This window comes from Rahnella bruchi (assembly GCF_003614975.1).
GTDB classification, from domain to species: domain Bacteria; phylum Pseudomonadota; class Gammaproteobacteria; order Enterobacterales; family Enterobacteriaceae; genus Rahnella; species Rahnella bruchi.
In genome coordinates, this window is the sequence record NZ_QZWI01000001.1 from 678751 (window position 1) to 702545 (window position 23795).

At 51.4% G+C, this 23795-nt stretch carries 18 protein-coding genes; all 18 read left to right on the forward strand.

Annotation, left to right across the window (positions count from 1 at the left end; genetic code table 11):
* The 18 genes from D5398_RS03340 to D5398_RS03425 all read left to right on the forward strand — a co-directional run bounded on the left by D5398_RS03340 (position 1) and on the right by D5398_RS03425 (position 23507).
* The gene (locus D5398_RS03340) at positions 1-2385 is read left to right on the forward strand and encodes a type VI secretion system Vgr family protein (RefSeq protein ID WP_120506321.1); all 2385 of its coding nucleotides are present in this window, start codon (positions 1-3) and stop codon (positions 2383-2385) included.
* A gap of 12 nt (positions 2386-2397) precedes the next feature.
* Positions 2398-3171 carry a toxin Tle1 chaperone Tla1 gene (gene tla1 / locus D5398_RS03345; protein WP_120506322.1) on the forward strand — a complete coding sequence of 258 codons (774 nt, stop codon included), beginning with the start codon at positions 2398-2400 and terminating at the stop codon, positions 3169-3171.
* Positions 3168-3389: a YceK/YidQ family lipoprotein gene (locus tag D5398_RS03350; protein ID WP_120506323.1), complete on the forward strand. Its 222-nt coding sequence runs from the start codon at positions 3168-3170 to the stop codon at positions 3387-3389. The genes tla1 (D5398_RS03345) and D5398_RS03350 overlap by 4 nt, the downstream gene beginning before the upstream one ends.
* A 10-nt stretch (positions 3390-3399) precedes the next feature.
* Complete coding sequence (gene tli1a / locus D5398_RS03355) at positions 3400-3909, forward strand: Tli1a family immunity protein (protein ID WP_120506324.1); 510 nt, start codon at positions 3400-3402, stop codon at positions 3907-3909.
* Positions 3897-6275: a T6SS phospholipase effector Tle1-like catalytic domain-containing protein gene (locus tag D5398_RS03360; RefSeq protein ID WP_120506325.1), complete on the forward strand. Its 2379-nt coding sequence runs from the start codon at positions 3897-3899 to the stop codon at positions 6273-6275. Before tli1a (D5398_RS03355) ends, D5398_RS03360 begins: the two co-directional genes overlap by 13 nt.
* Positions 6272-6535, forward strand: a complete 264-nt coding sequence (locus D5398_RS03365) for a PAAR domain-containing protein (RefSeq protein WP_208645864.1) — start codon at positions 6272-6274, stop codon at positions 6533-6535. Before D5398_RS03360 ends, D5398_RS03365 begins: the two co-directional genes overlap by 4 nt.
* Positions 6532-7674, forward strand: a complete 1143-nt coding sequence (locus tag D5398_RS03370) for a hypothetical protein (protein ID WP_120506326.1) — start codon at positions 6532-6534, stop codon at positions 7672-7674. The genes D5398_RS03365 and D5398_RS03370 overlap by 4 nt, the downstream gene beginning before the upstream one ends.
* A complete protein-coding gene (locus D5398_RS03375; RefSeq protein WP_120506327.1) occupies positions 7661-10999 on the forward strand; it encodes an ImcF-related family protein in 3339 nt (1112 codons plus the stop codon). The genes D5398_RS03370 and D5398_RS03375 overlap by 14 nt, the downstream gene beginning before the upstream one ends.
* Positions 11000-11016: 17 nt before the next feature.
* Positions 11017-11793 (forward strand): toxin Tle1 chaperone Tla1, encoded by a 777-nt coding sequence (tla1, locus tag D5398_RS03380; protein WP_120506328.1) that lies wholly within the window; start codon positions 11017-11019, stop codon positions 11791-11793.
* Positions 11794-11803: 10 nt separating this feature from the next.
* Entirely contained in the window at positions 11804-12316 is a 513-nt protein-coding gene (tli1a, locus tag D5398_RS03385; protein ID WP_341868504.1) for a Tli1a family immunity protein, read from the forward strand.
* Positions 12304-12861, forward strand: a complete 558-nt coding sequence (gene tli1a / locus D5398_RS03390) for a Tli1a family immunity protein (protein ID WP_120506329.1) — start codon at positions 12304-12306, stop codon at positions 12859-12861. The genes tli1a (D5398_RS03385) and tli1a (D5398_RS03390) overlap by 13 nt, the downstream gene beginning before the upstream one ends.
* Positions 12849-15158 carry a T6SS phospholipase effector Tle1-like catalytic domain-containing protein gene (locus D5398_RS03395; RefSeq protein ID WP_120506330.1) on the forward strand — a complete coding sequence of 770 codons (2310 nt, stop codon included), beginning with the start codon at positions 12849-12851 and terminating at the stop codon, positions 15156-15158. The genes tli1a (D5398_RS03390) and D5398_RS03395 overlap by 13 nt, the downstream gene beginning before the upstream one ends.
* On the forward strand, positions 15155-15676 hold the full coding sequence (gene tssJ, locus D5398_RS03400; RefSeq protein ID WP_120506331.1) for a type VI secretion system lipoprotein TssJ: 522 nt from the start codon (positions 15155-15157) through the stop codon (positions 15674-15676). Before D5398_RS03395 ends, tssJ begins: the two co-directional genes overlap by 4 nt.
* The gene (tssF, locus tag D5398_RS03405) at positions 15673-17448 is read left to right on the forward strand and encodes a type VI secretion system baseplate subunit TssF (protein WP_120506332.1); all 1776 of its coding nucleotides are present in this window, start codon (positions 15673-15675) and stop codon (positions 17446-17448) included. Before tssJ ends, tssF begins: the two co-directional genes overlap by 4 nt.
* Positions 17412-18512, forward strand: a complete 1101-nt coding sequence (gene tssG, locus D5398_RS03410) for a type VI secretion system baseplate subunit TssG (RefSeq protein WP_120506333.1) — start codon at positions 17412-17414, stop codon at positions 18510-18512. Before tssF ends, tssG begins: the two co-directional genes overlap by 37 nt.
* 184 nt (positions 18513-18696) lie before the next feature.
* Positions 18697-19443, forward strand: coding sequence for an HNH endonuclease (locus D5398_RS03415; protein ID WP_120506334.1), 747 nt, complete (start codon positions 18697-18699; stop codon positions 19441-19443).
* 82 nt (positions 19444-19525) lie between these two features.
* Positions 19526-21574, forward strand: coding sequence for an ATP-dependent nuclease (locus D5398_RS03420; RefSeq protein WP_120506335.1), 2049 nt, complete (start codon positions 19526-19528; stop codon positions 21572-21574).
* 10 nt (positions 21575-21584) lie between these two features.
* Complete coding sequence (locus D5398_RS03425; protein WP_120506336.1) at positions 21585-23507, forward strand: UvrD-helicase domain-containing protein; 1923 nt, start codon at positions 21585-21587, stop codon at positions 23505-23507.
* The last annotated feature ends 288 nt before the right edge of the window (positions 23508-23795 follow it).

A 23795-nucleotide genomic window follows, 5' to 3' on the forward strand; every position in this document is an offset into this window, starting at 1 on the left:
ATGAGTATTCAGGATTACGCCATCGCCGGCGAAAATATAGGCATTCACAATCACTACCAGCTGAAAGTCTCTGAGCTGGAAAAGCAGCGCCCCGATGTCATTCTTTCAGTGCTCAAATTCTCAGGCTATGAAGCCATTAGCCAGCCCTGGAAATATACCATTGAGGTGACCAGCCCGACGGCAGATATACCGGCTGAACTCCTGATCAATACCAGTGCGCTGTTTCTCTTCTACCCCGATGGTGGGCCCTGGCAGACCGTAAAACCTCGCGTATTGCGTGGAATGGTGACGGCTTTTCAGCAGTGCGGCAGTTCAGCCGATGAAACTCGCTACGTAGTAACACTGGAGCCACGCCTTGCGCTGTTAAATAACAGCCTGACCTACGCGGTCTACCAACACAAAAGTGTGATTGGCACAGCGGAAGATATTCTCAAGCGCCACCAATTCTCCTCGCTCGATTACCGTTACCAGCTCAACACGCAATACCCACCGCGTGATTTCTATATCTCCTGGGACGAAAGTGACCTGACGTTTATTCAGCGCCACCTGGCACGCGTCGGGGTGTTTTACTACTTCGCTTATGACGAAGAAAACCGCCGTGACGTCATGGTACTTGGCGATAGCAGCTACGCCTGGGCCACCGGCCCGGCAATTCCTTTCCGTCATCCTGCAGGGTTATTCGACGGCGGGCTTGAGTCAGTATGGGATATGTCGGTTAAGCGTCAGTCCATGCCGAAACAGGTGCGGATGAATGACGAGTATTACCGCGATGCACAGGCAGATATGCAGGCTCTGGTGCAAACAAACCCCGAGCAGGAAAGCTTGCGCGGGGAAGTTTATCGCTATGGTGAGCGATATGAGGAACAGGGGAAGGAGTACAGGGAAGAACCTGAACAAGGTCGCTGGTTCGCAAAGCGTCGTCAGGAACGCCTGGTTACCGAACAGACTACCTTTGAAGGGCAGTCAAACTGCATGGATTTACGTCCGGGCATGCTCATCACCACGCCCGGCAAAAACTGGCCGGATGCCCCGGATGGCATTTTAGTGACATCGGTTGAATCCAAAGATATTGGTCGCAGTACAGCGTATACCGTACGGTTTACCGCGATCCCACATGATCCGATGAAACCCTATCGCCCGGCACTGTGGCCGAGGCCTGAGATCGCCGGCACAGTATTAGCTCGTGTTACCAGCCCGGTTGAGAATGCGCAGTACGCCGAGCTGGATGAAGTCGGCCGCTATCACGTTCAGTTTCAGTTTGACCTCAACACCACCTGGAAGAAAGGTTTTGAAAGCCTGCCGGTGCGGCTGGCAAAACCTTATGCCGGTGATATGCACGGCTGGCATTTCCCGTTAATACCGGGCTCTCAGGTGATGATTGCCTTCACCAACGGTGACCCGGACCGCCCTTATATTCTTTGTGCGATGCACGATTCACGGCACGAAGATCACGTCTCGCTTTATAACTATCAGCGCAATGTGATCCGCACTCCATCTAATAATAAGATTCGACTTGAGGACCGCAGAGGCTACGAACACGTCAAAATTTCTACGGAGTACGGCGGAAAATCTCAAATCTCGCTGGGCCATATTGTCGATTCAAAAAGAAATAAACGCGGCGAAGGTTTTGAACTACGTTCAGACAGTTTTGGTGCGCTGCGTGCCGGTAAAGGGCTTTTCCTCAGCGCCGATGCGCAGCAGACCGCGACAGGTAATGTACTGGATATGTTCCCGGCCATCAGCCTGATCAAAGGTGCAGTCAGCCAGATGGGCGACTGGCAGACCATCACCCAGTCGCACCATAATCTTCAGCCTGATGTCAGCCCCCTCAAATCATTTGCAACCGGTGCCGATCAGCTTAAAAGCCCCGCGATGTTACTCAGCGCGCCCAAAGGCATTGCGGCCGTCAGCCCGGAAACCATATTGCTGAAAAGTGGTACCAGCCTGCATCTGCAAAGTACCGGTGAAACTCAGTTAGCCAGCGGTCAACGTCTTGGCATTAACGCCAGCCAGGCAATTTCGCTCCTTTCCCAACAGGAAGGCGTGCGCGTGGTCTCCGGCAAAGGTCCGCTGACGGTGGAATCCCATGGCGACACAATGGGACTGACGGCCTTGAAAGACGTCACCGTGCAATCTGTGCAAGGCATGCTTCAGCTGACGGCCAAAAACGGCATCACGCTGGCCTGCGGCGGTGCCTATATCCGTCTGTCTCCGGGCGGTGAAATCGAGATCCACGGTCCGAGCAAAATGAGCCTGAAAGGTGCTCATGTCTGGGAGGCACCGGCCAGTCAGGACTTCCCGCTGCCGGAGCTGCCACAGTCAGTGTGTAAGGATTGCCTGAAGAAAGCTCAGGAAGAAGCGATGGGTTTTGTGCAACGCGGATAAAGGAATATTGCAATGAAGGATCAGCACGAACAATGGCTTTCGCAGGCTGAAAATCTTTGTGTCCGGGCCGGACAGGGTCATATCGATGTAGTGGTGGATCAGGCTGGCTGGCCTTCACCTTTGCTCGAAGCTTTACGCCATCTGGATCCGCCGGTGAGCTGGCACTCGCTGTTTGAGGGTACCCCGGAAGAAGCCTTAGCCGATCAGTCCCCGCTGCTGATGCGGCTACATTGGTCCATCTGGCAGCATAAAGCCTGGCTATCTGAACTGATGCTGCATTTTCAGGGCACGCCGCGTCTGCTGCTGGCGATCACTCCGTTGCCATTTGAGCAACTGACCCAACATCTGCATACCCTGGCTGACATCCGGTGGGGTGAGCAGACAGGTCTTTTACGTTTTTACGATACCCGCATTTTTCCCCTGCTGTTCTCACATGTTCTGACACCAGAACAGCAATCGGCATTTTCACATCTGGCATTGCTGTGGAGCTGGCAGGACCGCGATCAGAAAATTGTCTGGAAAGCGGGCACCTATGCTCCAGGGAATATGCTGCTAGAGAAACCGGAACCGCTATCGGTCGAAGATACTCAGATTGAGTTGCTGGGCTGTATTACCGATGCGCAAAACCTAATGCCACAGTTTGAACGCGGGAGCTTGGCCAGAGAGCAGCATTTTAGCCGCTGTTTTGATGTGGCGTTGGATGCCAGCCGGAATGGGTATTTTGGGGAGTTAGTAAATTACCCAGCAGCCAGACGAATTTTTGAAAATACGGAATTGATTAAATGAATAAATTTATGCTGATAGTCCTAGCTTGTACGTCTCTTACAGGATGTATTTCTCTGGCCGAACATATCGATCAAGGAGGATGTACAGATGGATATTACGATGGGACAAAGAAAGCAGTGAAAATTGGCACACTCGTGCCCCCGTTTTTTCTCGATGTCCCATTTTCTGCAGTAATGGATACCATTTTGCTGCCAGTAGATGCTTTTTGCCACATCTAAGGAAAGAGAGATGAATAAATTCATTAGATATGTTCAGGGAATGATGTTGCTGCTGACGTTAGCCGCTTCGGGATGTACTCAGGCTGGAGAAAATGAATCCAGCGGTGGGAATATGAGGGGATATAACCATGTTCCTGGCCAGACTGTTAATCGCTTCTCTGTAAATGGTTACGGTGGAACACTGACCGGTAATATTTGCTGCGTGATGCTCCCGGATAAATGGCGTCCGGGGTTAATAGCGCACGTAGAGTGGGAGGTTGATCCTCAAACAGCTCCTGTTTTCCCTGGTTATTCGGATCGCACAAAATTCTTGGCTTGGAAAAAACAAGTGGAGGGAAGTTATCAACGCCATAGTGCCGATGTTGAAATCCCTCAATATGACAAAAGCGGCGGCCTGGATGTGCATTTCCTACCATGTAACAAAGTGAAAGTGTATGCAGGAATTGATGGCTTTGGTTCGCCCCTCTATCCAATTAAAGAACCAATGAACATGAAGGAACCCGCCTCATGTCCGAAATAAAGCATACATCTCCTGTGTGGGCTCCACCTCTTTTCCCTGAGCAAGGACGTTTACCTACATCTGAAGCTGAAGTATATGAAAACTATAAAAAGCAACGCAGGGAAGAAAACGAATATTTACAACAGTTTAATCAAGACACCGGGCGGCGTAATGGTTTTACCTGCTCCCAGAGTCTACATATCAACCTATTTTTCGATGGTACGGGAAACAATAATAAGCATGACTCTGAACTAGCTAACCCGACCCATCCGACGAATATCGCAAAACTGTTTCACGCTGCCTATCCTCCCTCAGCGGAAGAGCAAGGGTATTTTTCATACTACATGCCTGGTGTCGGTACGCCATTTCCTGATATTGGAGAAATGGATTACAGCGGTGGTGGTTTGATGTATGCCACGGGTGGTGAAGATCGTATTAACTGGGCATTGATGATGCTCATTGATGCACTGAGTTATACGCTTACCGCGCCGGCCCATAAAAGACTGAATGCCAGCGATGCAAAAGCCAAAATCAAGAAAATGAGTACTTCCATGTATTTGGGCGGGATAGAAGGACAATCAAACCGTAAAAGAGAGTTTTTAAGCACAATCAATGAATTGGGGCTAAATCCTCTTGTAGAAACACATAGCCCTAAACTGCTAAAAATTAAATTGTTTGTCTACGGCTTTTCTCGCGGTGCCGCCGAAGCTCGTACCTTTGTTAACTGGTTATCCGGGCTATTTGAAACTCCCAAAGGTGAAAAACTCCCGCAACAATCATTACTGGGCATCCCCCTCAGCATTGAGTTTTTAGGACTATTGGATACCGTACCATCCGTTGGTATCGCACATATAGCCCCCTTGAGCGATGGTCATATGGGATGGGCTGATGGCACGCAGCAGCTACCGAGCGAGTCAAAATTCCCTAACCTAATAAAATGTTGTCGTCATTTTGCAGCTGCACATGAACAGCGACTTTGTTTTCCAATGGACTCCGTCCGTCGTCCGGAAGGTGTTTACCCTGCCTTTACTAAAGAAGTTGTATACCCAGGAATGCACTCTGATATCGGTGGAGGCTATCCGGCCGGTGACTCAGAAAAAAAGCAGCCAGGCGATCAGGGCAAAGGGCGTGAAGGTGTTGGTTCTCTGCTTTCACAAATCATTTTGCATGATATGTACGCTGCGGCTTTAGAAGCAGGCTCTCCACTTTCTGTACCAGAGAATGTTATCCCTGAGGAACTTAAGGCAAAACAACCATCAAGAAAAATGTCTTCTGATTCAATATTGGAATTTGATGTATCACCTGATTTAGCTGAACGTTTTAACGCCTGGCGAACCACCCTCTTACCCGCTGTCGAACTGGCTGAACCTGCTGAGCAAGTCACTTCTGGCTATCAACCTCATTTGCTGTCTCAATCTTTAGAAGATGCTGTCGTGGCACAGATTGGTTGGATCACCGCATGGCGCATTGGCCGCTATGCACATCGCGGCTATTTGCAGCAACCTTTCTACAATCAGGCAAAACAAAGCTCTGCTGGTCAGTTAAGTCTGGACAAGTTATCCCAAGAAGAGACACAGAAAAAGATAGCCAAAGACCGTATAACCGCGGCACAAAACCCGAAAGCACCGGGTGCCCAGGACATGCTCAATAAACAAGGCATACCTGATTATGATCCGGATATTGCACAGCAACAGTTAAGAGAAGCCGCAGAAGAATTCCGTAGTGATTATTTTGATGTAATGCGCCCTCAGGAAGGATGGGAGTTTCTAGTACAAACTATCCCGAAGAACGTCATCTACCTCGTCAATACCGACGACGAACGCACTGAATACCGTGAGATAAAAGCCGATGGCGATCGTCTGTATCCCCTGCTGTTCTCCGGCCACAATGGTGCTGATACTACAGACCCTCGCCTGGCTAAAGTGCTCGCACTTTATGACGACCAAATCCATGACTCTCGCGCCTGGTTTATGCATTCCACGCTGGGCACTCGCGAGCCGTGGGGCAGCTATTTCTTCTATCGTTCCATTTATTGCGGTAGTGCCAGCAATAAAGACCAGTACCTGTTTGCCGTGGCCGGACAACTTATCGGCGCAGCCACGGTGGTGGGCGGTGTGATTTACAGCGTGAAGCGCAAAAACCTTAAAGGTATTGCTGGCGGGTTAGCCGGAACGGCTGGGGCATATATGCTGGAGCGAACCATCACTGATGCGATAACGGGTGCACCAATACCGCTACTGGACAATGCCGCCGAGCTGTTTAAACCAAGCAAAGACAGTGGCGCAGTGATTGCACAAACAAAGCAGCAGATCGTTGACAGTCAACATCAACAGTCGATGAAAAGCATGATGGACTATCTGGAATCAGTGGGCACGGAGCTGGTATGACGCTGAAAAAACTCGTTAGAGTTGGCGATACGCTGCACCCTTACGGTGGTCAGGTAACCAGCGGCAGTTTCGACGCCTTTGGTAAACCGGCTGCCTGCGTGGGTGACAGCGCGGTGTGCAACGAACACGGCGCGACGCGCATTGCTCAGGGGACGTCCGGCAGCACGATAAACGGCAAGCAGGTGGCGCTGGATGGTCACCTTTGTGAGTGTGGTTGTAGGCTGGTCAGCTCACTCGCGCATATGGATATTCAGGCATGAAACAACCGCCCATTTACCCGGATTACGTGACACCACCATCTGCACGCTGGCGACGCTGGTGGGCCGCCCTGCCGGTTGTCTGGCTGGTGGCGGCGCTGGCCACTATGTTGATGTGGCCAGAAGGTAAATCGACCAAAACGCCGGTGTTCTGGTTCTGGGCAGCGGGATTACCGTTATTGCTTTGGCTGCTTGCCGTTTCTATCCGCTATCTGGTGTATCAGGTGGCATTGCACAACCGCGACAGCTATCAGGGGGTAATAAAAAAAGCACAGGACAACTGGTGGCAGCGACGTTCGCTGGCGCTGCCAGTTGAGCAGGCAGTGCTTATCGGCTCATTAGGCGACAAATCCGAAATCTATCGTGCACTGCTCAGCGCCAAACCGGTCCCTCCGGTACCTGTGATAAACAGTGCCGGAGGATTTGCGCTGCGCTGCCCGCTGTTGCTCAACAGCACGTCTAACCGAACAGAGGCTCTTGCCCGACTGCTTGCCCGTCAGGTGCTGAACCATGTGCCTGACTTTGAGGCCGGTCGCACCTTGCAGACTATCTATTGGCATGGCGACAACGACAGCTTGGCAGTATTTCAGGCCGCTCTCGCGCAGGACAGTCTGACTGCGTCGGGTGAAAGCATTGCACTGCAAAACGTGGATAACCTCGATGCTGTTATTGACCGCTTTCACGAACAAACGGATGAAACTCACTGGATACTGTGCGCCGGCGTGGGTCATTTCGCGAAAAGTCCAACAGACCAGCCCGCCGGTGAAGCTGCCTTTGCGTGGATTGTTGGCCATCAGGGAAAAACCGCCCTGTACCGACCTGAAGTCTTGCTGCCTGAGAGTAATCAGTCTGCGCAGCAGCTGGTTGCACAGCTGACGCGCACTGCCTCACTGAGCGAAGTGCCCACCGCATGTCTTGCCATGGATACCGCCAGCATGAATGCCGTCTTGCCTTCAGGCTGGTCGGCAGTTGAGCACGTGCTGATGCCGTACTTCGGTGAACTCTCTGCCCTTTCCCCTTTTATTGCTGCCACCCAGGCTTTGTTGCACAGCGACCAGCAGGCTGAGCCCTGCGCCTGGATGGCACAACACCCTGAACACCACTTTATTTCCGGAGTCACTGCCCCTTATGGCAACGTCTGATACTGAACGCCGCAGTTCCCTGTTCTGGCTGGTCACGGGATACATCCTGACCATTACCCTGCTGGTCGTTATCGGTGCCGGCCTCTATTTTTTTGCAGGTGATGCACTGGGTGCACCAGCGGTAACCTTCAATCAGCTGGCGTTCTGGGCCTTTATGACCTGGCTTGCCCTGGTCTGGTTTTGCCCGATATTTATTCTGGCCTGGCGGGCGCTTGCAGAACTTAATGCCCGAAATCTGACCGGCAAAGACGCCGCACCAGTGAATTCCAAAGTCCCTGTAATAGGGCAAACTAATATTGCAGCGCATCTGCGTCACCGCTACGGCCGCTGCTGGAAACGCAAAGTGCGCATCATGATGGTGGTCGGGGAAGAAGCCGAAGTGGAACAGGCAGTGCCGGGGCTTATCGCGCAACAGTGGCTTGAGGGTGAAAACACAGTTCTGCTGTGGGGAGGCTCCGCACAGGCTGAACCCGATATTGCACGAATCAGCGCCTGGCGCAAGCTGCGCCGCCGTCCGCTCGACGGCATTGTCTGGGCGGTGAACCCGACGCAGACAAAACTGCGTGAAACCTTAGACACGGTGGCGCGACAGCTGCAAAAACAGTATGAAGCGTTAAAATGGAAAGTCCCTGTCTGGCTGTGGGAAATTCACAGCAGTGAGTGGGAACAGAAAGGCCGTGAGACGCAGGCTGTGGGATGTGAATTCACAACAAAATCCAACAGTGATGCCATTCAGGTATCCCTCACTTCCCTGATTGAACCGCTGACGGCAAGGGGCATGCAGCAAGTTCTGCTTAACCGACAGCACAGTTTTTTAATTTCTCTGGCACAGCATCTTCGGCTGGGCGGCATAACACGCCTGAACCAACTCGCCGATACACTGAGAACAGGTGCGGCGGCGCTGCCACTCGCAGGCATAATGTTCAGCCTGCCGCTCACACCCGCAGCTCCCCTGCCCCGCCACGGCTGGTTACCAAATGCCAGCTGGCACGGCATCACGCGTTACACCGGACAACAGCATCCTGAACGCACCGGTATGCCTTGGGTAAAAACAGCGCAGTGGTGTGCCGGGATCTTGCTTCTGCTTTGGGCGGCGGGTTCTCTGCTGTCATTCTCCGTTAACCGTCACCAGATGAGCGAAGACCGCGAACTGGTTGCCACCGCAATGGACGCCCATAAACCGCTGGAAGAGCGCTTGCTCAGCCAATACGCGCTGCAGCGGGAAATTGGCCGTCTGCAATACCGGGCATCGGCAGGTGCGCCTTGGTATAGCCGGTTCGGCCTCAGCCAGAATAACAGCTTGCTGAATTCCCTTTGGGCCAGCTATACCCGCATCAATACGCCTTTGATTCGTGATGCCGCCGCACAGCATTTGCAACAACAACTCAGCGCGTTTCAGGCCCTGCCACCGGCCAGTCCGCTTCGTACCACTCAGGCGAAAGAAACCTACAACCTGCTCAAGGCCTACCTGATGATGGCGCACCCTGAAAAAATGGAGCCCGTCTTCTATACGCAGACGATGATGAAAAGCTGGCCACAGCGCGAGGGTGTAAATCCCGGCGTCTGGCAGGGCACCGGGCCCGCCCTGTTAAGTTTTTACGCACAAAATCTGTTTGCACATCCACAGAGCCGCATTAACCCGGACATGAGGCAGGTGAACGCAGTACGTACCTCTCTGCTGCGTCAAATTGGCGTTAATAATGCGGAAACCACGCTTTATCAGGAAGTACTGAATCAGGTGTCCCGCGACTACGCCGACATGACGCTGTCGCAGATGGTCAATGACATCGATAGCAGCAAGCTGTTCTCTACCGAAGAAGTGGTGCCTGGCGTATTTACCCGCAAGGCATGGGAAGAGGAAGTCGAGCCCGCGCTCGCTAAAGTGGTCAAAAGCCGACGCGATGAAATCGACTGGGTGCTCAGCGACAGCCAGCATTCAGTGAGCGAAGATGTGGATCCCCAGGCGCTGAAGGAGCGCCTGACAGCACGGTACTTCACCGACTACGCCAGCGCCTGGTTAAACTTCCTCAACAGCATGCAATGGCAACAGGCCGCGAGCCTGTCAGATTCCATTGACCAGCTCACATTAATGGCCGATGTGCGTCAGTCACCGCTGATTGCCCTGATGAATACCCTAGCCTATCAGGGGAAAGCAGGACAATCCGGCGAAGGGCTGTCCGATTCGCTGGTGAAATCTGCGCAGGATTTACTGAACACCCGTAAAAAACCGGTCATTGACCAACAAGCTGGCGCGCACGGCCCGCTCGATGACACCTTTGGTCCTCTCCTCTCGCTGATGGAAGGCACGGCCGGCGGCCAGGGCAACAATAATCTCAGCCTGCAAACCTTCCTGACCCGTATCACCCGCGTGCGTCTGAAGCTGCAGCAGGTCACCAATGCGCCAGATCCACAAGCGATGATGCAGTCACTGGCGCTGACAGTATTTCAGGGGAAGGCGGTGGATCTGACCGACACCCGCGATTATGGCAGCCTGATTGCGGCCAGCCTTGGGCAAGAGTGGAGTGGCTTTGGTCAGGCCATGTTTGTGCAGCCGATGGTTCAGGCGTGGCAGCAGGTATTAGCGCCGACCGCAGAGAGTATTAATACCCAATGGCAGACTGAGATCGTGAACAGCTGGAACAAGGCTTTCAATGGTCGCTACCCGTTCGTTGACCGCAAAAGTGAGGCATCGCTCCCGCAGATGGCCCAGTTCCTCCGTACCGATACCGGCAACATCGTGCAGTTCATCCAGACACGTCTTGGTGGGATCCTGCGTAAAGAAGGTGACAACTGGGTACCGGATGCCATGAATTCCCAGGGACTGACCTTCAACCCGGAATTTCTCGCAGCGCTCAATGAACTGACACGCATCGCCAACGTGGCGTTTAACCACGGCGACGTCGAGTTGCATTTCGAGCTGATGGGCAAACCGTCACGCGATGTAGTGGAGTCGGAACTGGTGGTCGATCGCCAGACGCTTAAATACTTCAACCAGATGGAAAGCTGGCAAACCATGACCTGGCCGGATAATCGCTGGCAGCCGCAGACGCTGCTGAGCTGGACCAGCGTGAAAGCCGGAGCCCGCCTGTACGGGGACTTCCCCGGTAGTTGGGGCTTTATCCGCCTGCTGGATAAGGCATTGGTCACCGAACTCGGTGATAACACTTACCGAGTAGCATGGATAACCCCGGACGGGCTGGCTCTTAATTACATGCTGCGCACTGAACTGGGCAAAGGTCCACTGGCGTTGCTGGACCTACGAGGCTTTACCCTGCCGGCGCGGATATTTGACGCTGTTGAGCTGGATACAGCGCGCGGTTATTAAATAAAAGGGATCACAAAATGACGGAACATCACGAACACTGGCTTACTCAGGCTGAAAACCTTTGTATCCGCGCAGGACAGGATCATATCGACGTACTGGTCGATCAGGCCGGCTGGCCTTCGTCTCTGCTCGAGGCACTACGCCATTTAGACCCGCCAGTCAGTTGGCACTCGCTGTTTGAGGGTACCCCGGAAGAAGCCTTAGCCGATCAGGCCCCGCTGCTGATGCGGCTGCATTGGTCCATCTGGCAGCACAAAGCCTGGCTATCTGAATTGATGCTGCATTTTCAGGGCACGCCGCGTCTGCTGCTGGCGATCACTCCGTTGCCATTTGAGCAACTGACCCAACATCTGCATACCCTGGCTGACATCCGGTGGGGCGAGCAGACAGGTCTTTTACGTTTTTACGATACCCGCATTTTTCCCCTGCTGTTCTCACATGTTCTGACACCAGAACAGCAATCGGCATTTTCACATCTGGCATTGCTGTGGAGCTGGCAGGACCGCGATCAGAAAATTGTCTGGAAAGCGGGTGCTTATGCGCCCGGCAATATGTTGGCAGATAAACCTGACTCAATTTACGTGACGGATGCTCAGATAGAAATACTGGGTTGTATCAGTGACGCAGAGCTACTGGCCAAAGAGCTAAACGATCCCTCAGTGACAAAAGAACAGAACTTTAAACGTTGCCTGAACGCGGTATCTGATGCGAGCACAAAAAATTATTTCGGTGATTTAACGACATATGCACTGAAGTTTTTCAAAAACTCTCCAGCTACCCAAACCGATAAATAAGGAAATACGAATGATGATGCGGATAGGGAAAGTGCTTCGAAGTCTGGTTCTGGGCGGATTACTTATTATTTCTGGTTGCTCACAGGCAAATAGCGATGGCTATACGGCGGGAGATCTAAGAGGGGTTAATCATACAGAGCAAGGTATCAACCATTTCTCGGTTAATGGGTATGGCGGTAGCCTTTCTGGGAATACATGTTGTGTGATGCTTCCCAATAAATGGTATCAGGGAATGCAGGCGAAAATTGAGTGGGAAACGGACCCAAAAACTGCACCTCCTTTTCCAGGTTACCAGGATAGAGATAAATATGAGGCCTGGGAGAAGCAGGTTACAGGTAGCTTTCAGCAACACAGCACGGTTGTTGTAATCCCCGCTTATGATAAAGAACGCTGCGGCATGACGGTGCATTTCTTAACCTGCAACCGCGTCAAAGTTACTACCGTATGTGAAGGTTTTGGCACCCCGAATTACCCCATCAAGGAACCTCTGCACATGAAGGAGCCAGCAACATGTCCAAAATAAGCCTCGCGTTACCAGCCTGGGCTCCTCCTTTGTTTGCGGCTCAAAGGCTATTACATTCTCTGACCAAGCTAGGTCTTATGATGTTGGTTTTGTTGGCATCCGCTTGCTCACAGGCAAATAGCGATGAATACAGTGGAGCAAACCTTGCAGGCATCAACCATACGTTACAGGGGATTAACCATTTCTCAGTTAATGGTTATGGCGGCGGCCTTACGGGAAATACCTGCTGCGTAATGCTACCTGACAAATGGTATCCAGGAATGCAGGCAAAAATTGAGTGGGAAACAGATCCAGAACCATATGCAGAACTACCACCACTAGGTACTGATGCATACCGCGCAGCTTATGCAAAACATGCGGCTAACTATCAGCAACATAGCGTCGTCGTAGATATCCCGCAATACGATCATGCTTGTGCCTTTGTGGTTCATTTCTTGGTCTGTCATCAAGTCAAAGTGACTACATCTTGTTCTGGTTATGGACAACCGGACTATCCCATCAAAGAGCCTTTAAACATGAAGGAGCCAGCAACATGTCCAAAATAAGCCTCGCGTTACCAGTCTGGGCTCCTCCGTTGTTTCCTGAGCAGGGGCGCTTGCCGTTAACCCAGCAGCAGGTTAACGATAATTATAAAAAACAGATCAAAGAAGCCGATGATTTTCGCAATCATCTGAGCGCGTCAGTCGGTCGGCGGGTAGGGTCAGTATGCAGCCAGAGCCTGCACATCAGTTTATTTTTTGATGGGACTGGAAACAACGAAGAAAATGATACGAACATTGCAAAACCTTCACATCCGACAAATATAGCCAAACTTTTTCATGCTTCTTATCAGGGACCTGAAGCTGAAAGTAAAGGATACTTTTCATATTACATTCCTGGTGTTGGTACACCTTTCCCCAAAATTGGTGAGTTCGATTACAGCATGGCAGGGCTTACCTTCGCCACTGGGGGGGAAAATCGGATTAACTGGGCATTATTGCGTCTCATCGATGCCCTAAGCTATGCCATCGACCCAATTCATAAGCGTTTAGATGACACCGTTGCTGCATCACAACTCCCCGGAATGGTCGCGCACTTACCATTAACCGGTGAGGTGCCCCGGCGTATCGCATTCAATAAGCTCCTTGCCCCACTGCGCAGCAAAGTCAAAGAGGCAAAACCCCATCTGCTGAATATCAAGCTGTTTATCTACGGTTTCTCACGCGGTGCCGCTGAGGCTCGGGCATTCGTGAATTGGCTGACTGAATTATTCGAAACACCTTCAGGCGCCTCCCGCCCGGAAATGACAATTCTGGGTTTACCGCTGAGTATCGAATTTTTGGGAATTTTGGACACTGTTCCTTCGGTGGGGTTAGCTCATATGGGCCCTGGTTCTGCAGGGCATATGGGATGGGCTGACGGTACACAGCAATTGCCTGATGAAAGGCGATTCCCTGGACTTATCAAATGCTGCCGTCATTTTATTGCCGCACATGAACAAAGACTGTGTTTCCCGTTAGATTCGGTTCGGCGTCCCGATGGCAGCTATCCTGCTAATACCCAAGAGGTAGTCTATCCCGGTATGCATTCCGATATCGGGGGAGGGTATCCACCAGGAGACCAGGGAAAAGCATGTGGAGCAGTAGGTGAACTACTCTCGCAAATCGTACTTCACGATCTCTATACAGCGGCGTTTTCTGCAGGAGCACCATTGGTAGTCTCTCCTGAATTAGTAACTGAATTAATCAAAGATATTCAGCCTTCAAGAGCAATGTCGCAAAGCTCAATAAAAGAGTTTGATATCACGCCTTCACTTGCAAAACGCTTCAACATCTGGCGGAAGACCCTGCTTAATACCTCAACACAAGGGGGAGATGGAGAAGAAACGCCGGAACCCGGCTATCGCGCTTATCAGCTATCTCAAACATTGGAAAGCGCCGTTGTCGACCAGATTGGGTGGATCACCGCGTGGCGTATTGGCCGCTACGCCCGGAATAACATGGAAGGCCAACCCTTCTTCAAAGCTGCTCCTCAGCTCGATAAAGACGGACTGGATAAAGAAAAAGATGCCCACGACGCATCTCAAAAAGCGATACAAAATGCGCGCAAAGCAGCAAAGCAAAACCCACGTAATCTGATATTGCAGCAGGATATAAACAAACAAGGATTGCCTGATTACGATCCAAGCATAGCTCAGCAACAACTCAGAGAAGCTGCCAGTGAGTTTCGCAGTGACTATTTCGACTGGTTCCGGGATCGCAGAAGCGCCCTGCAGGTCATTCTGGATACTATCCCACAGCACGCCATTTATCTGGTGAATGGTGATGATGAAGCGGCTGAATATAAACAGATGAAAGCCGACGGCGACCGTCTTTATTCAAAGCTTTTCACCAATGACCTCGGCTGGGGAACTAAAGACCCAGAGATGTCAGAAATTCTGGCTTTGTATGACGATCAGGTACATGACTCCCGCGCCTGGTTTATGCATTCCGCCTTAGGGAGCAGGGAACTGTGGGGCGGCTATTTTCGTTATCGCATGATTTACTGCGGCGACATCGGCAATAAGCAATTGCAGCTGATTTCTGTCGCTGGTCAGGTTGTCGGTGCAGCCCCTACCTCCGATCGCGTGATTTATAAAGTCGAACAACAGCAGGTCAACGGCATTGCGTCTGAGGTACATAAGGTGACAGATATGGCCACCGGCGTAACGCAGACCCTGTCGTCTCAGGCAATGGCGACGCCATCCAAAGACTATGGCACTGTCACGGCACAGGCCTCACAGCAGGCACTTACCAGCCAGCATAACCAGATGACCGCATCTTTATCGGATTATCTGAAAGAGTCTGGCGTGGAGGTCGTATGACGCTGAAAAAACTCGTTCGCATAAATGTCATGCTTCCCCTACTGATACTCAGCGGCTGTGGTCTCACGCACAGCGTCACGCAAGGAACGGCCAGCGTGGCGCATGCCGTGTTTTACCGCAGCGTGGAAACCCTGCATTTGCAGTTCGATCCGCGTGCAGCATTTAATCAGGATGATAATAAGGTCACGATGCCTGCAACATTGCGGGTGTATCAGCTAACTGAGCGAACAGCGTTCGATGGGGCCGATTATCAGACCTTGCTGACGCAGCCGGAGGAAACGCTGAAGGTCAGCCAGCTTGTCGAAAAAACAGTGCGGATCATTCCGAATGAAGCCGTCACTCTGGACATGCCAATGGATAAAAGAGCCCAATTTGTTGCCATCGTAGGTCTGTTCCGCACTCCCGACCGGGTCAGTAATACCTGGCGGCTGGTGATCCCACGTGATGCCTTAGATCCGGATGAACCACGCATTATTGAAGTGAACAACAGTACGCTAACGCTGAGACCTGCAAAATGACCGACGATGAGTTCTTACGCTATTACGATGGTGAGATGCGCTACCTGAAGGCTGCGGGTCTGGAGTTTGCTGAAAAGTTTCCGGAGAAAGCCCGCGAGCTCGGCCTCGACAGCAGCACTGTGCCGCTGGACGACTCCGTAAACCGCCTTTTTCAGGGCTTTGCTTTTATGATGGCCCGTATTCGTCAGAAAATTGATGACGATGTCCCGGAAATAACCGAGCCATTACTTTCCCATCTGTTGCCCATTATTAACCGCACGTTACCTTCGCTGGCCGTGGTAGAACTGTCGCCCGATCAGCTCACACAGGTACGCGATGAAGTCATGCCTGCCGGCACCGAGTTGTTTACTCAACCGATAGACGCCAGCGGGCTACGCTGCCCGTACCGGACAACCCAGGCACTTATTCTCCATCCGCTGGATCTTGAGACGCTGACGCACAGTGTTCAGACTGATGGGCGGCAGGTGCTGACACTTCGCTTTGTATTTAGCCCGCAGGCCGATCCCAGCCAGATGAACCTCAGCAATCTGCCACTGTACATTAACGCCGATCCGGCACTGCGTTCCGCGCTCTATCTGGCACTGGGCCATCATGTACAGCAGCTTGCCGTACGTATGGCGGGTAATCCGGACCCTCAACCCTTTGAAGGAACGTTACAATCAACGTGGCAGCAGAACTGGACACCCCTATGGCCAGACAGCCACAGCCCGGCGCTGTGCGGAGAAGTCAGGCCATGGCTGGAATATTTCACCTTCCCGGCACGATTCGCTTTTATGACGCTAAGCGGGTTGGAGACTATTACGTTCCCTGAAGGGATCCGTCATTTTGATATTGAGATCACCCTCAGTACCCCACTGCCCCGCGACCTTCCCGTAACGGCCGATGCGCTGCGGATTCACTGCGTACCGGTAATTAATCTTTTCACCCTTAATGCGGAGCCTCTTCACCTGCATCCGGTGATCAAAGATTACCGCCTACGCCCGCACAGACTGCGCGACCACCACACCGAAATTTACAGCGTCGATATCGTCTCCGGAACGGAAACGCAAGATAGCGTTCTCTATACGCCTTACAGCCAGTTTCGTCATAAAAGCGGGCTGCTTAAATACGAAAAAGAGTGGCCGGAACGGTATTTTCATACCCGGATGCAACGTGGCCCGCACGGACTTAACGATACCGTTCTGATGCTGGGCGGCAGCGCCTTCGAGCAGGATAGGCAGGAAGAAGACCCGACGTTGTTTCTAAACATGACCTGTACCAACGGTAACTACCCGCGCATGGCACTGAAAAGTGCGGTATTTGATGGCCGTGCTGTAGTCGGCAACCTGACGTTGCACTGCCGCACGCGCCATGCTCCTACGTTGCCAGGCTATCCGCCAACTACTGAGCGATACCAATGGCAGGTTATGTCGCTGTTACACCCTCAGGCGCTGGCACACCTGATGGACACAGAATCACTTCGCCATGCCCTGAACCTGCTGAACTGGACACAAGATCCTGACAACGCACGGCGAATCGAAGGGATCCAGCATGTGGATTATAAACAGATCCACTATCCGGGCGAGGGCTGGCACGGTGTGGCGATCAGCGTAACTCTCGATGAAAACCAATACAGCGGAATTGGGGATGCACGACTTTTCAGTGAGATCCTTGAGCAATTTTATACCCAATACGCCAGTATCAGCCGCCTGACTCAGCTAACAGTTACGCTAAAACATTCAGGTATCGTTTGGGCATGGCCGGAGAGACGTTTGAAGCGGGTGCTGTTCTGATGAGTGACCGCTACGATGATGACCATCCCGACGCACTGCCTGCTTTCTGGCAAGATGCAGAGGGCAAGGACCGGACACCGGAGTTTAACTTCTACCGTTTTTGCCAGATTCTGGAAGAACTGACACCGGAACGTCCCCCACTCGGCAGCACCTTTAATCCCAACGACGATCCAGTACGCTTTCGCCCGCATCCAGGTATGGGTTTTCCGGTCAGCGAACTCAAAACCGTAGAAACAGACCCGGACTTTCCGAACGATCCGCCCACGGTCAGAACCACTTTTATGGGGCTGTATGGCATCGATTCACCGCTGCCGACCAGTTACATCGATGACATCACTCAACGACGTGATGGGCATGACGCCACGGAAGCCTTTCTGGATATCTTCAACCACCGGATCATGACGCAGTTTTACCGCATCTGGCGTAAATACAGCTATCCCGCCACCTTCGAAGCGGGCGGTACCGACAATATGTCGCAAAACATGATGGCGCTGGCGGGTATCACGCATACCAACACGCCCCCGGCCTCGAGGTTGCTGGCGCTATTACAGCCCCTGGTGCGCCCGACACGGACTGCTGAAGGTATTGCCAGCGTCATTATCTCTCAGGCTCCGAATACCAGAGTAACCGTCAAACCCCACCAGGTAGCGATAATGCCAGCGGCCAAAAGGGCCAGATTCTCGTTTTCGGAGCAGCAAAGGTTGGGGGATCATCTGGTTCTTGGCAGTGAAACAGCGGATGTGAATTACAGTATTGGCGTGGAGATGTATACCGAAGACCCTGAGGAAGCCAAAGGTTGGTTGCCCGGCGGTCAGTTGCGTGAAGACGTGTTTACTTTGTTGCGTGTGTATCTGGGATGTGATTATGACGCCAGCCTGAAGTTGACCATCCCGATAGAATTGGCTCCACTGCCACGCCTGGGCGACCGTTCGCTGCTAATGGGATATAACGTCGTAATGGGGTTACGGGAAGATAATCTGGATGACATGCCGGAGCAGGTGAAGATGAAACTGGGTCGGATAAGGGATAAAAACGTTGAAATAAAGAAAATGTTTACCGGTTAACGCTGGACGCCCTTTTCTGCCTAAATACTCAGCTTATCGCTGCCGATGTATCGGCTCTGAGAAAAACGGGAATATAGATCGCAACATCTGAGGTTGAGGTATTTGATACTCTGACGGGAACAACAAGGCGCATTTCGATATACAGACCGAAGTCGCAAATATGTGGTCAAAGAGGATCGTGTTAATGACGCAGCGTTACACACCGGAACAAGCCGAGCGGATGAAAAAAAGGCGATATTGGGTATACGTAGATGCCGAGCGTTTCAGCAGCGCAGCGGCAGCGAACAAATACGTGGGCGAGAACATTTTCCATGCCGCGTGGCGTGCCGACCTTATTGCTGAATCTGGCGGGGAGGCAATGCAGGTCGGTGACAGAACAAAGTCTGTCCGGCGCGGAGATCATACCGTTGTGCTGGAGCGCCGGGGTGACCTGTCGGATAAATCCGTCCGTGATTACAGCGCCGCACGCAGGAAATTGTTGAATGCTGGCTGGCGCGATGATGAGCTTGACGAGATGGAGAATGGCGAGCTTTATGCGCAATATAAAAGCGAGTTAGAGCGTGAACGGCTATCGGTGCCTCATTTTTCTGGTTTTGAAAAAAAATACACTCGAGCGGAGATCCGCCCTGCACAGGGACGTTTCAGACGTGCAGTGATATCAAACTGGAAAAACCAGTGTGCTATTACCGGTACACGGCTCGCCCTCGAGGCCGCCCATATCGTTAGTCACGCTAGCGGAGGTAATGCGAGCGTCGAAAACGGAATCTGCCTCGCCGCGGATTTGCATACGCTGCTGGATTCCGGCCACCTGCTTATTCTTGATGGCGTCATTCACCTGTCAGATGAAGCAAAAGATGACCTGCGTTATACAGCACTGGAAGGCAGTATGTTGAGAAAACCTCGCGTCAAAGTCCACTTCCCATCACTTTAACTAACATGAATTTAGAACTTAATGTCGTCATTCCGTTTCATCTACGATGCATCAAATGAGAGATTTCTACTAAGGAGAGAACATGTATCTGAAACACATCAGCGCACGTAACTATCGTGCCTTTGGAGATAGTACATCCACACAGGCCCTCGACTGGGAGCTCAATCCGGGGCTAAACATCCTTGTAGGAGAAAATGATGCAGGGAAGACATGTATCGTTGATGCTATCCGCCAGGTGCTGCTGACGACCAGTTATGAAAACATCCGTCTCTTTGAGCAAGATTTTCACATTCACGGCGCAATTCGATCTAATACTCTTTGTATCGAAGCCACTCTGTGTGGGCTAAGTACCGATCAGGAAGCTTCAGTCCTTGAATGGTTGACACTTGGTGAAGATGGAACTTGTTCGCTTATTCTGCATCTTGAGGCACGCTTCCACCCACCCCAAGCAACTAAGCGTTCACGTGTTGAAACTATTGTGCGGACTGGAGTAAATGGCAGTGGGCCAGAAGTGGGTTACGCGGTAAGAGAGCTGGTGCGAGCAACCTACTTAAGGCCCCTACGCGATGCTGAGGCGGAGTTAAGTTCAGGGCGCCAATCACGTCTGTCCCAGATTCTTGGAGCCCATAACCTTATTGCTGGGCAAGAGGTAAACGACTTCGATCAGTCAATGCCAGCTAACATCCCTACCCGACTAGTTGGTCTGATGGCGTTCACTCAGCACCACCTTGGTCAACATCAAGTAATCAAAAGCGTAGAGAAAGACATCAATGACAACTATTTGAGCCAATTTGCGTTTTCTGGAGATGCAATTCAGTCGCGCATTCGTATCGCACCTAATCTAGCGCTCACGCCTATTCTGGAGAAGTTCGAGCTGTCGCTGCTTCCTGGAGCACACATTGATCCTGACGCTCGTTGCGCTCGCGGCCTTGGGTACAACAATGCATTGTTTATGGCTACTGAACTGGTGCTGCTGCGAGATGGCGAAGAACTGGGCCTCCTTCTCGTTGAGGAACCAGAGGCGCATCTCCACCCTCAGTTGCAAGAGCGCGTGATGGATCTCCTGAAAGAGCACTCTAACGATGATCAGACGCATAAGCGGGTTCAGGTTATTATGACGACGCACAGCCCTTCTTTGGTATCAACTGCACGCATTGAAGATATAACATTGGTGCACAAGGCACAGACCTTCCCTTTAGCTGTCGGCAAAACGAAACTAAAGCGCACCGACTACTCTTTCCTTCGCCGTTTTATCGATGCAACCAAAGCGAATCTATTTTTTGCACGCGGTGTCATGATGGTGGAAGGGCCTGCTGAAGCAATCTTGCTACCAGCTATTGCAGAGATGTGTGGTCGCTCATTCTCAAAGCACAGTGTATCACTTGTTAACGTTGGAAATACCGGGCTTTACCATTACGCCCGCATTCTCCAACGAGAAGGCACCGGCCCGGGTATCCCAATACCGGTCGTATGCCTGACAGACCGGGACATTGTGCCTGACGTAGCAAAAAACTACGTTTCAAAACCCGCTCAGGGTAAGCGCTTCGATTCGGATTATGACGCTGATGAAATTAAGCAAGTGGTGCAAAACAAGAAGGACCGAGCGGAAGGCGGTAACACGATCGTCTGCGTTTCAGACCGGTGGACACTCGAATATGATCTTGCGCACTACGGTTGCGCTAAGCTGATGTACCTAGCTATTTCTCTTGCCGTAAAGGCTAAGTCACGCAATGAAAGGTTAGAAGAAAGCGACGAAGTTGATACACTTGCAGCGGAAGAAACAAACTGGTTAGCGCTGGAGGCTTCGGGTCATTCCGATGAAGCTCTCGCTGCAATTATTTATCAGCCTCTTCAAGAGAAAAAAGCTTCGAAAGCCATAGCTGCTCAGTATGCAGCTGAGCTGGTTTCTACAGGTGCGTATGGCACGAATGACGAACTGTTCAATAAACTACCTCCATACCTGCAAACTGCACTATCACACCTGACGATAGATCTAAAATCCAAATCCTCTGCGGTGGCGGGGGCTGTTACCGGAGCTGCCATATCGACTGGTGCAACTACGGCGGCAGTAACAACAGCCATGTCGGCAAGCTCTACCGTTCCGGCTAACGCGGCAACAAACGGTATCTAGGAGATTATAAATGAGTGCTGTCCATCTCTCTCCAGACGACTTAGTCGAACTGACGACGCTAGCCAGAGACCTGAACTTTGACGATGCTGAACGTCGTTCAGCCCTACTTGAAAACGGATCGCATGATTTTAATGCAGTACCCGGAAGTGGGAAGACATCGCTGCTTGCAGCAAAACTTTTGTTGCTGGCTAGGAAATGGCCTCATGCACGCCGAGGCATATGTGTTCTAAGTCACACTAACGTTGCTCGTAATGAGATTGCACATCGCCTGGCGGGAACGGTCGAAGGATCTCAGCTTCTGAGCTACCCCCATTTCATCGGTACTATCCATAGCTTCGTCAATCATTTCTTTGCAATGCCCTTACTGCGTAGTTTGGGAGAGAAAATTGATGTCATTGATGATCTGGTGTTCGCGGATAAAGCTCGTTCTCTATTGCTGACGAGAAAATTTGCAGGCCTTCGCATTTATCTGGAAAACCAGAGGAATGGTGAAGGTATCGCCACTACGCTTTTCTATCGAACGGCGGCGCTTAGCGTGCATGTTGAAAGTGGCTGCCTGCCTGCATCGCATACAAAGTCTTACAACTCTTTGATTGAGCTGAAGAATACTCTGTCTGCTCAGGGTATTTTTCGCCATCGTGACATGTTTGCATTTGCTGACCTAGTGCTCCAGACCTGCCCAAGACTTCTTGATGTTGTGCATCGTCGTTTCCCAATGGTGTTCATCGATGAGATGCAGGATACCTCTTGGGAACAAGAGTCCTTGTTGAATCGTATTTTCGATGGTCGGTCAGTGATGCAACGTTTTGGGGATATCGATCAGAAGATTCTCTCTGATGAAGAACATGCTGAATTACTCACATTCCCACGGGCTGGGTATGGATGTATACGCACCAGCAAACGGTTCGGTAAATCAATTTCCGATGCTGTAGGGTGTGTCCGGGTCAGTGGAGAGGCTGTTGTTGGTGAGGCCGAAAATGTCCATGCCCCAGTCCTACTCTTGTACAAAACGGATAGTGCAATCAAAGTGGTCGAACGCTTTGGTCAAATCGTTATTGACCAGTTGAGCGAAGACAATATTGGTGTCTGCGAGGTTAAGGCTATGAGCGCTCGCAAAACCGGTGAGAGCAACGTTGACGCAGGTCGTCATCTTCTTGATTACTGTCCAACCTATGGCGGAGACAAGTTCAGTGCAGGAATACGCTCAGAAAGTTTCTGGAGTCTTGTCGGGGACAGTAAAGGAGCTTTGAAAGAAACATCGTTGAGTTCAAGAGTTTCTGACGTTCGTAGAGCGTTATTGCTTGTTCTGCGTGCATCTGAGGCATCGTTGGCGCAAGATATTCGTGATGCACGAGCACTTCCACGAGCGGCAAAGGCTTTTACACCCACAGGGACAATTGATAAGTTAACACGGCAGCTCGCATTGTCCGGTGAGGAACTTTGTTCAGATGGTCAGCGAGATGCACTAATCGAGTCGCTCTACACGCAACTAAAACCATACCTTCCTGAAGATCTAAGTCTTGAGAAATTTAAGGGACTGAGTGTCTTCGAAGACGCAGGGGTGAGTGGGATACTAGGCACTTCTACCTCGACGAGATGTGAAATTAGTTTTCAGGGGAGATGCCTCGACATTGGACTCGGCACGGTTGCAGGGATGAAAGGCGAAACTCATGCCGCATCTTTAATCCTTGAATCCTACGGTGGGTCCAGTCGTAAGTTCGATGTTGCACTGGGACTTGAGTATATTGCAGGGAAACCTGCCAAAAACATCTCAAAGCTTCCAAAAACACAACAGGCACAAATGCGCAACCTTTACGTAGCAATGTCTCGACCAACGAGATTGTTATGCCTTGCAGCGAACGAAAGCCGTGTTTCACAGGCTTTGCGTGATGCCCTTTTAATTAAAGGATGGCATATAGAAGAGGTGGATTGAAAAGTACATGCTAGCATGATGCATCCATGTTCTTGATTAAGAAATGCCCGCTTCTTACTAGCAGCGACCGTTTTGTAAACGAATGCTGGCAGCGTAGGGCCATACACGGGCATTACAAATAGCACCTTGTATTATCCAATAAAACAAAGCTGTGGTTCACAGATCCCTTGTAACATATTCGGTTAATATCTAGACCTTCAGAAGGTTAGAGCCGTGACAAGGTAGTATTCCGGCCGACCAAGGACGATTTTATTATCCAAAGACTTGCCTTCGAGGCTGGTCTTCTCG

Bases quoted from the DNA above. Each gene is read 5' to 3' on its own strand.
- D5398_RS03340 (WP_120506321.1), top strand. From the start codon at position 1: ATGAGTATTCAGGATTACGCCATCGCCGGCGAAAATATAGGCATTCAC.
- tla1 (WP_120506322.1), top strand. From the start codon at position 2,398: ATGAAGGATCAGCACGAACAATGGCTTTCGCAGGCTGAAAATCTTTGT.
- D5398_RS03350 (WP_120506323.1), top strand. From the start codon at position 3,168: ATGAATAAATTTATGCTGATAGTCCTAGCTTGTACGTCTCTTACAGGA.
- tli1a (WP_120506324.1), top strand. From the start codon at position 3,400: ATGAATAAATTCATTAGATATGTTCAGGGAATGATGTTGCTGCTGACG.
- D5398_RS03360 (WP_120506325.1), top strand. From the start codon at position 3,897: ATGTCCGAAATAAAGCATACATCTCCTGTGTGGGCTCCACCTCTTTTC.
- D5398_RS03365 (WP_208645864.1), top strand. From the start codon at position 6,272: ATGACGCTGAAAAAACTCGTTAGAGTTGGCGATACGCTGCACCCTTAC.
- D5398_RS03370 (WP_120506326.1), top strand. From the start codon at position 6,532: ATGAAACAACCGCCCATTTACCCGGATTACGTGACACCACCATCTGCA.
- D5398_RS03375 (WP_120506327.1), top strand. From the start codon at position 7,661: ATGGCAACGTCTGATACTGAACGCCGCAGTTCCCTGTTCTGGCTGGTC.
- tla1 (WP_120506328.1), top strand. From the start codon at position 11,017: ATGACGGAACATCACGAACACTGGCTTACTCAGGCTGAAAACCTTTGT.
- tli1a (WP_341868504.1), top strand. From the start codon at position 11,804: ATGATGATGCGGATAGGGAAAGTGCTTCGAAGTCTGGTTCTGGGCGGA.
- tli1a (WP_120506329.1), top strand. From the start codon at position 12,304: ATGTCCAAAATAAGCCTCGCGTTACCAGCCTGGGCTCCTCCTTTGTTT.
- D5398_RS03395 (WP_120506330.1), top strand. From the start codon at position 12,849: ATGTCCAAAATAAGCCTCGCGTTACCAGTCTGGGCTCCTCCGTTGTTT.
- tssJ (WP_120506331.1), top strand. From the start codon at position 15,155: ATGACGCTGAAAAAACTCGTTCGCATAAATGTCATGCTTCCCCTACTG.
- tssF (WP_120506332.1), top strand. From the start codon at position 15,673: ATGACCGACGATGAGTTCTTACGCTATTACGATGGTGAGATGCGCTAC.
- tssG (WP_120506333.1), top strand. From the start codon at position 17,412: ATGGCCGGAGAGACGTTTGAAGCGGGTGCTGTTCTGATGAGTGACCGC.
- D5398_RS03415 (WP_120506334.1), top strand. From the start codon at position 18,697: ATGACGCAGCGTTACACACCGGAACAAGCCGAGCGGATGAAAAAAAGG.
- D5398_RS03420 (WP_120506335.1), top strand. From the start codon at position 19,526: ATGTATCTGAAACACATCAGCGCACGTAACTATCGTGCCTTTGGAGAT.
- D5398_RS03425 (WP_120506336.1), top strand. From the start codon at position 21,585: ATGAGTGCTGTCCATCTCTCTCCAGACGACTTAGTCGAACTGACGACG.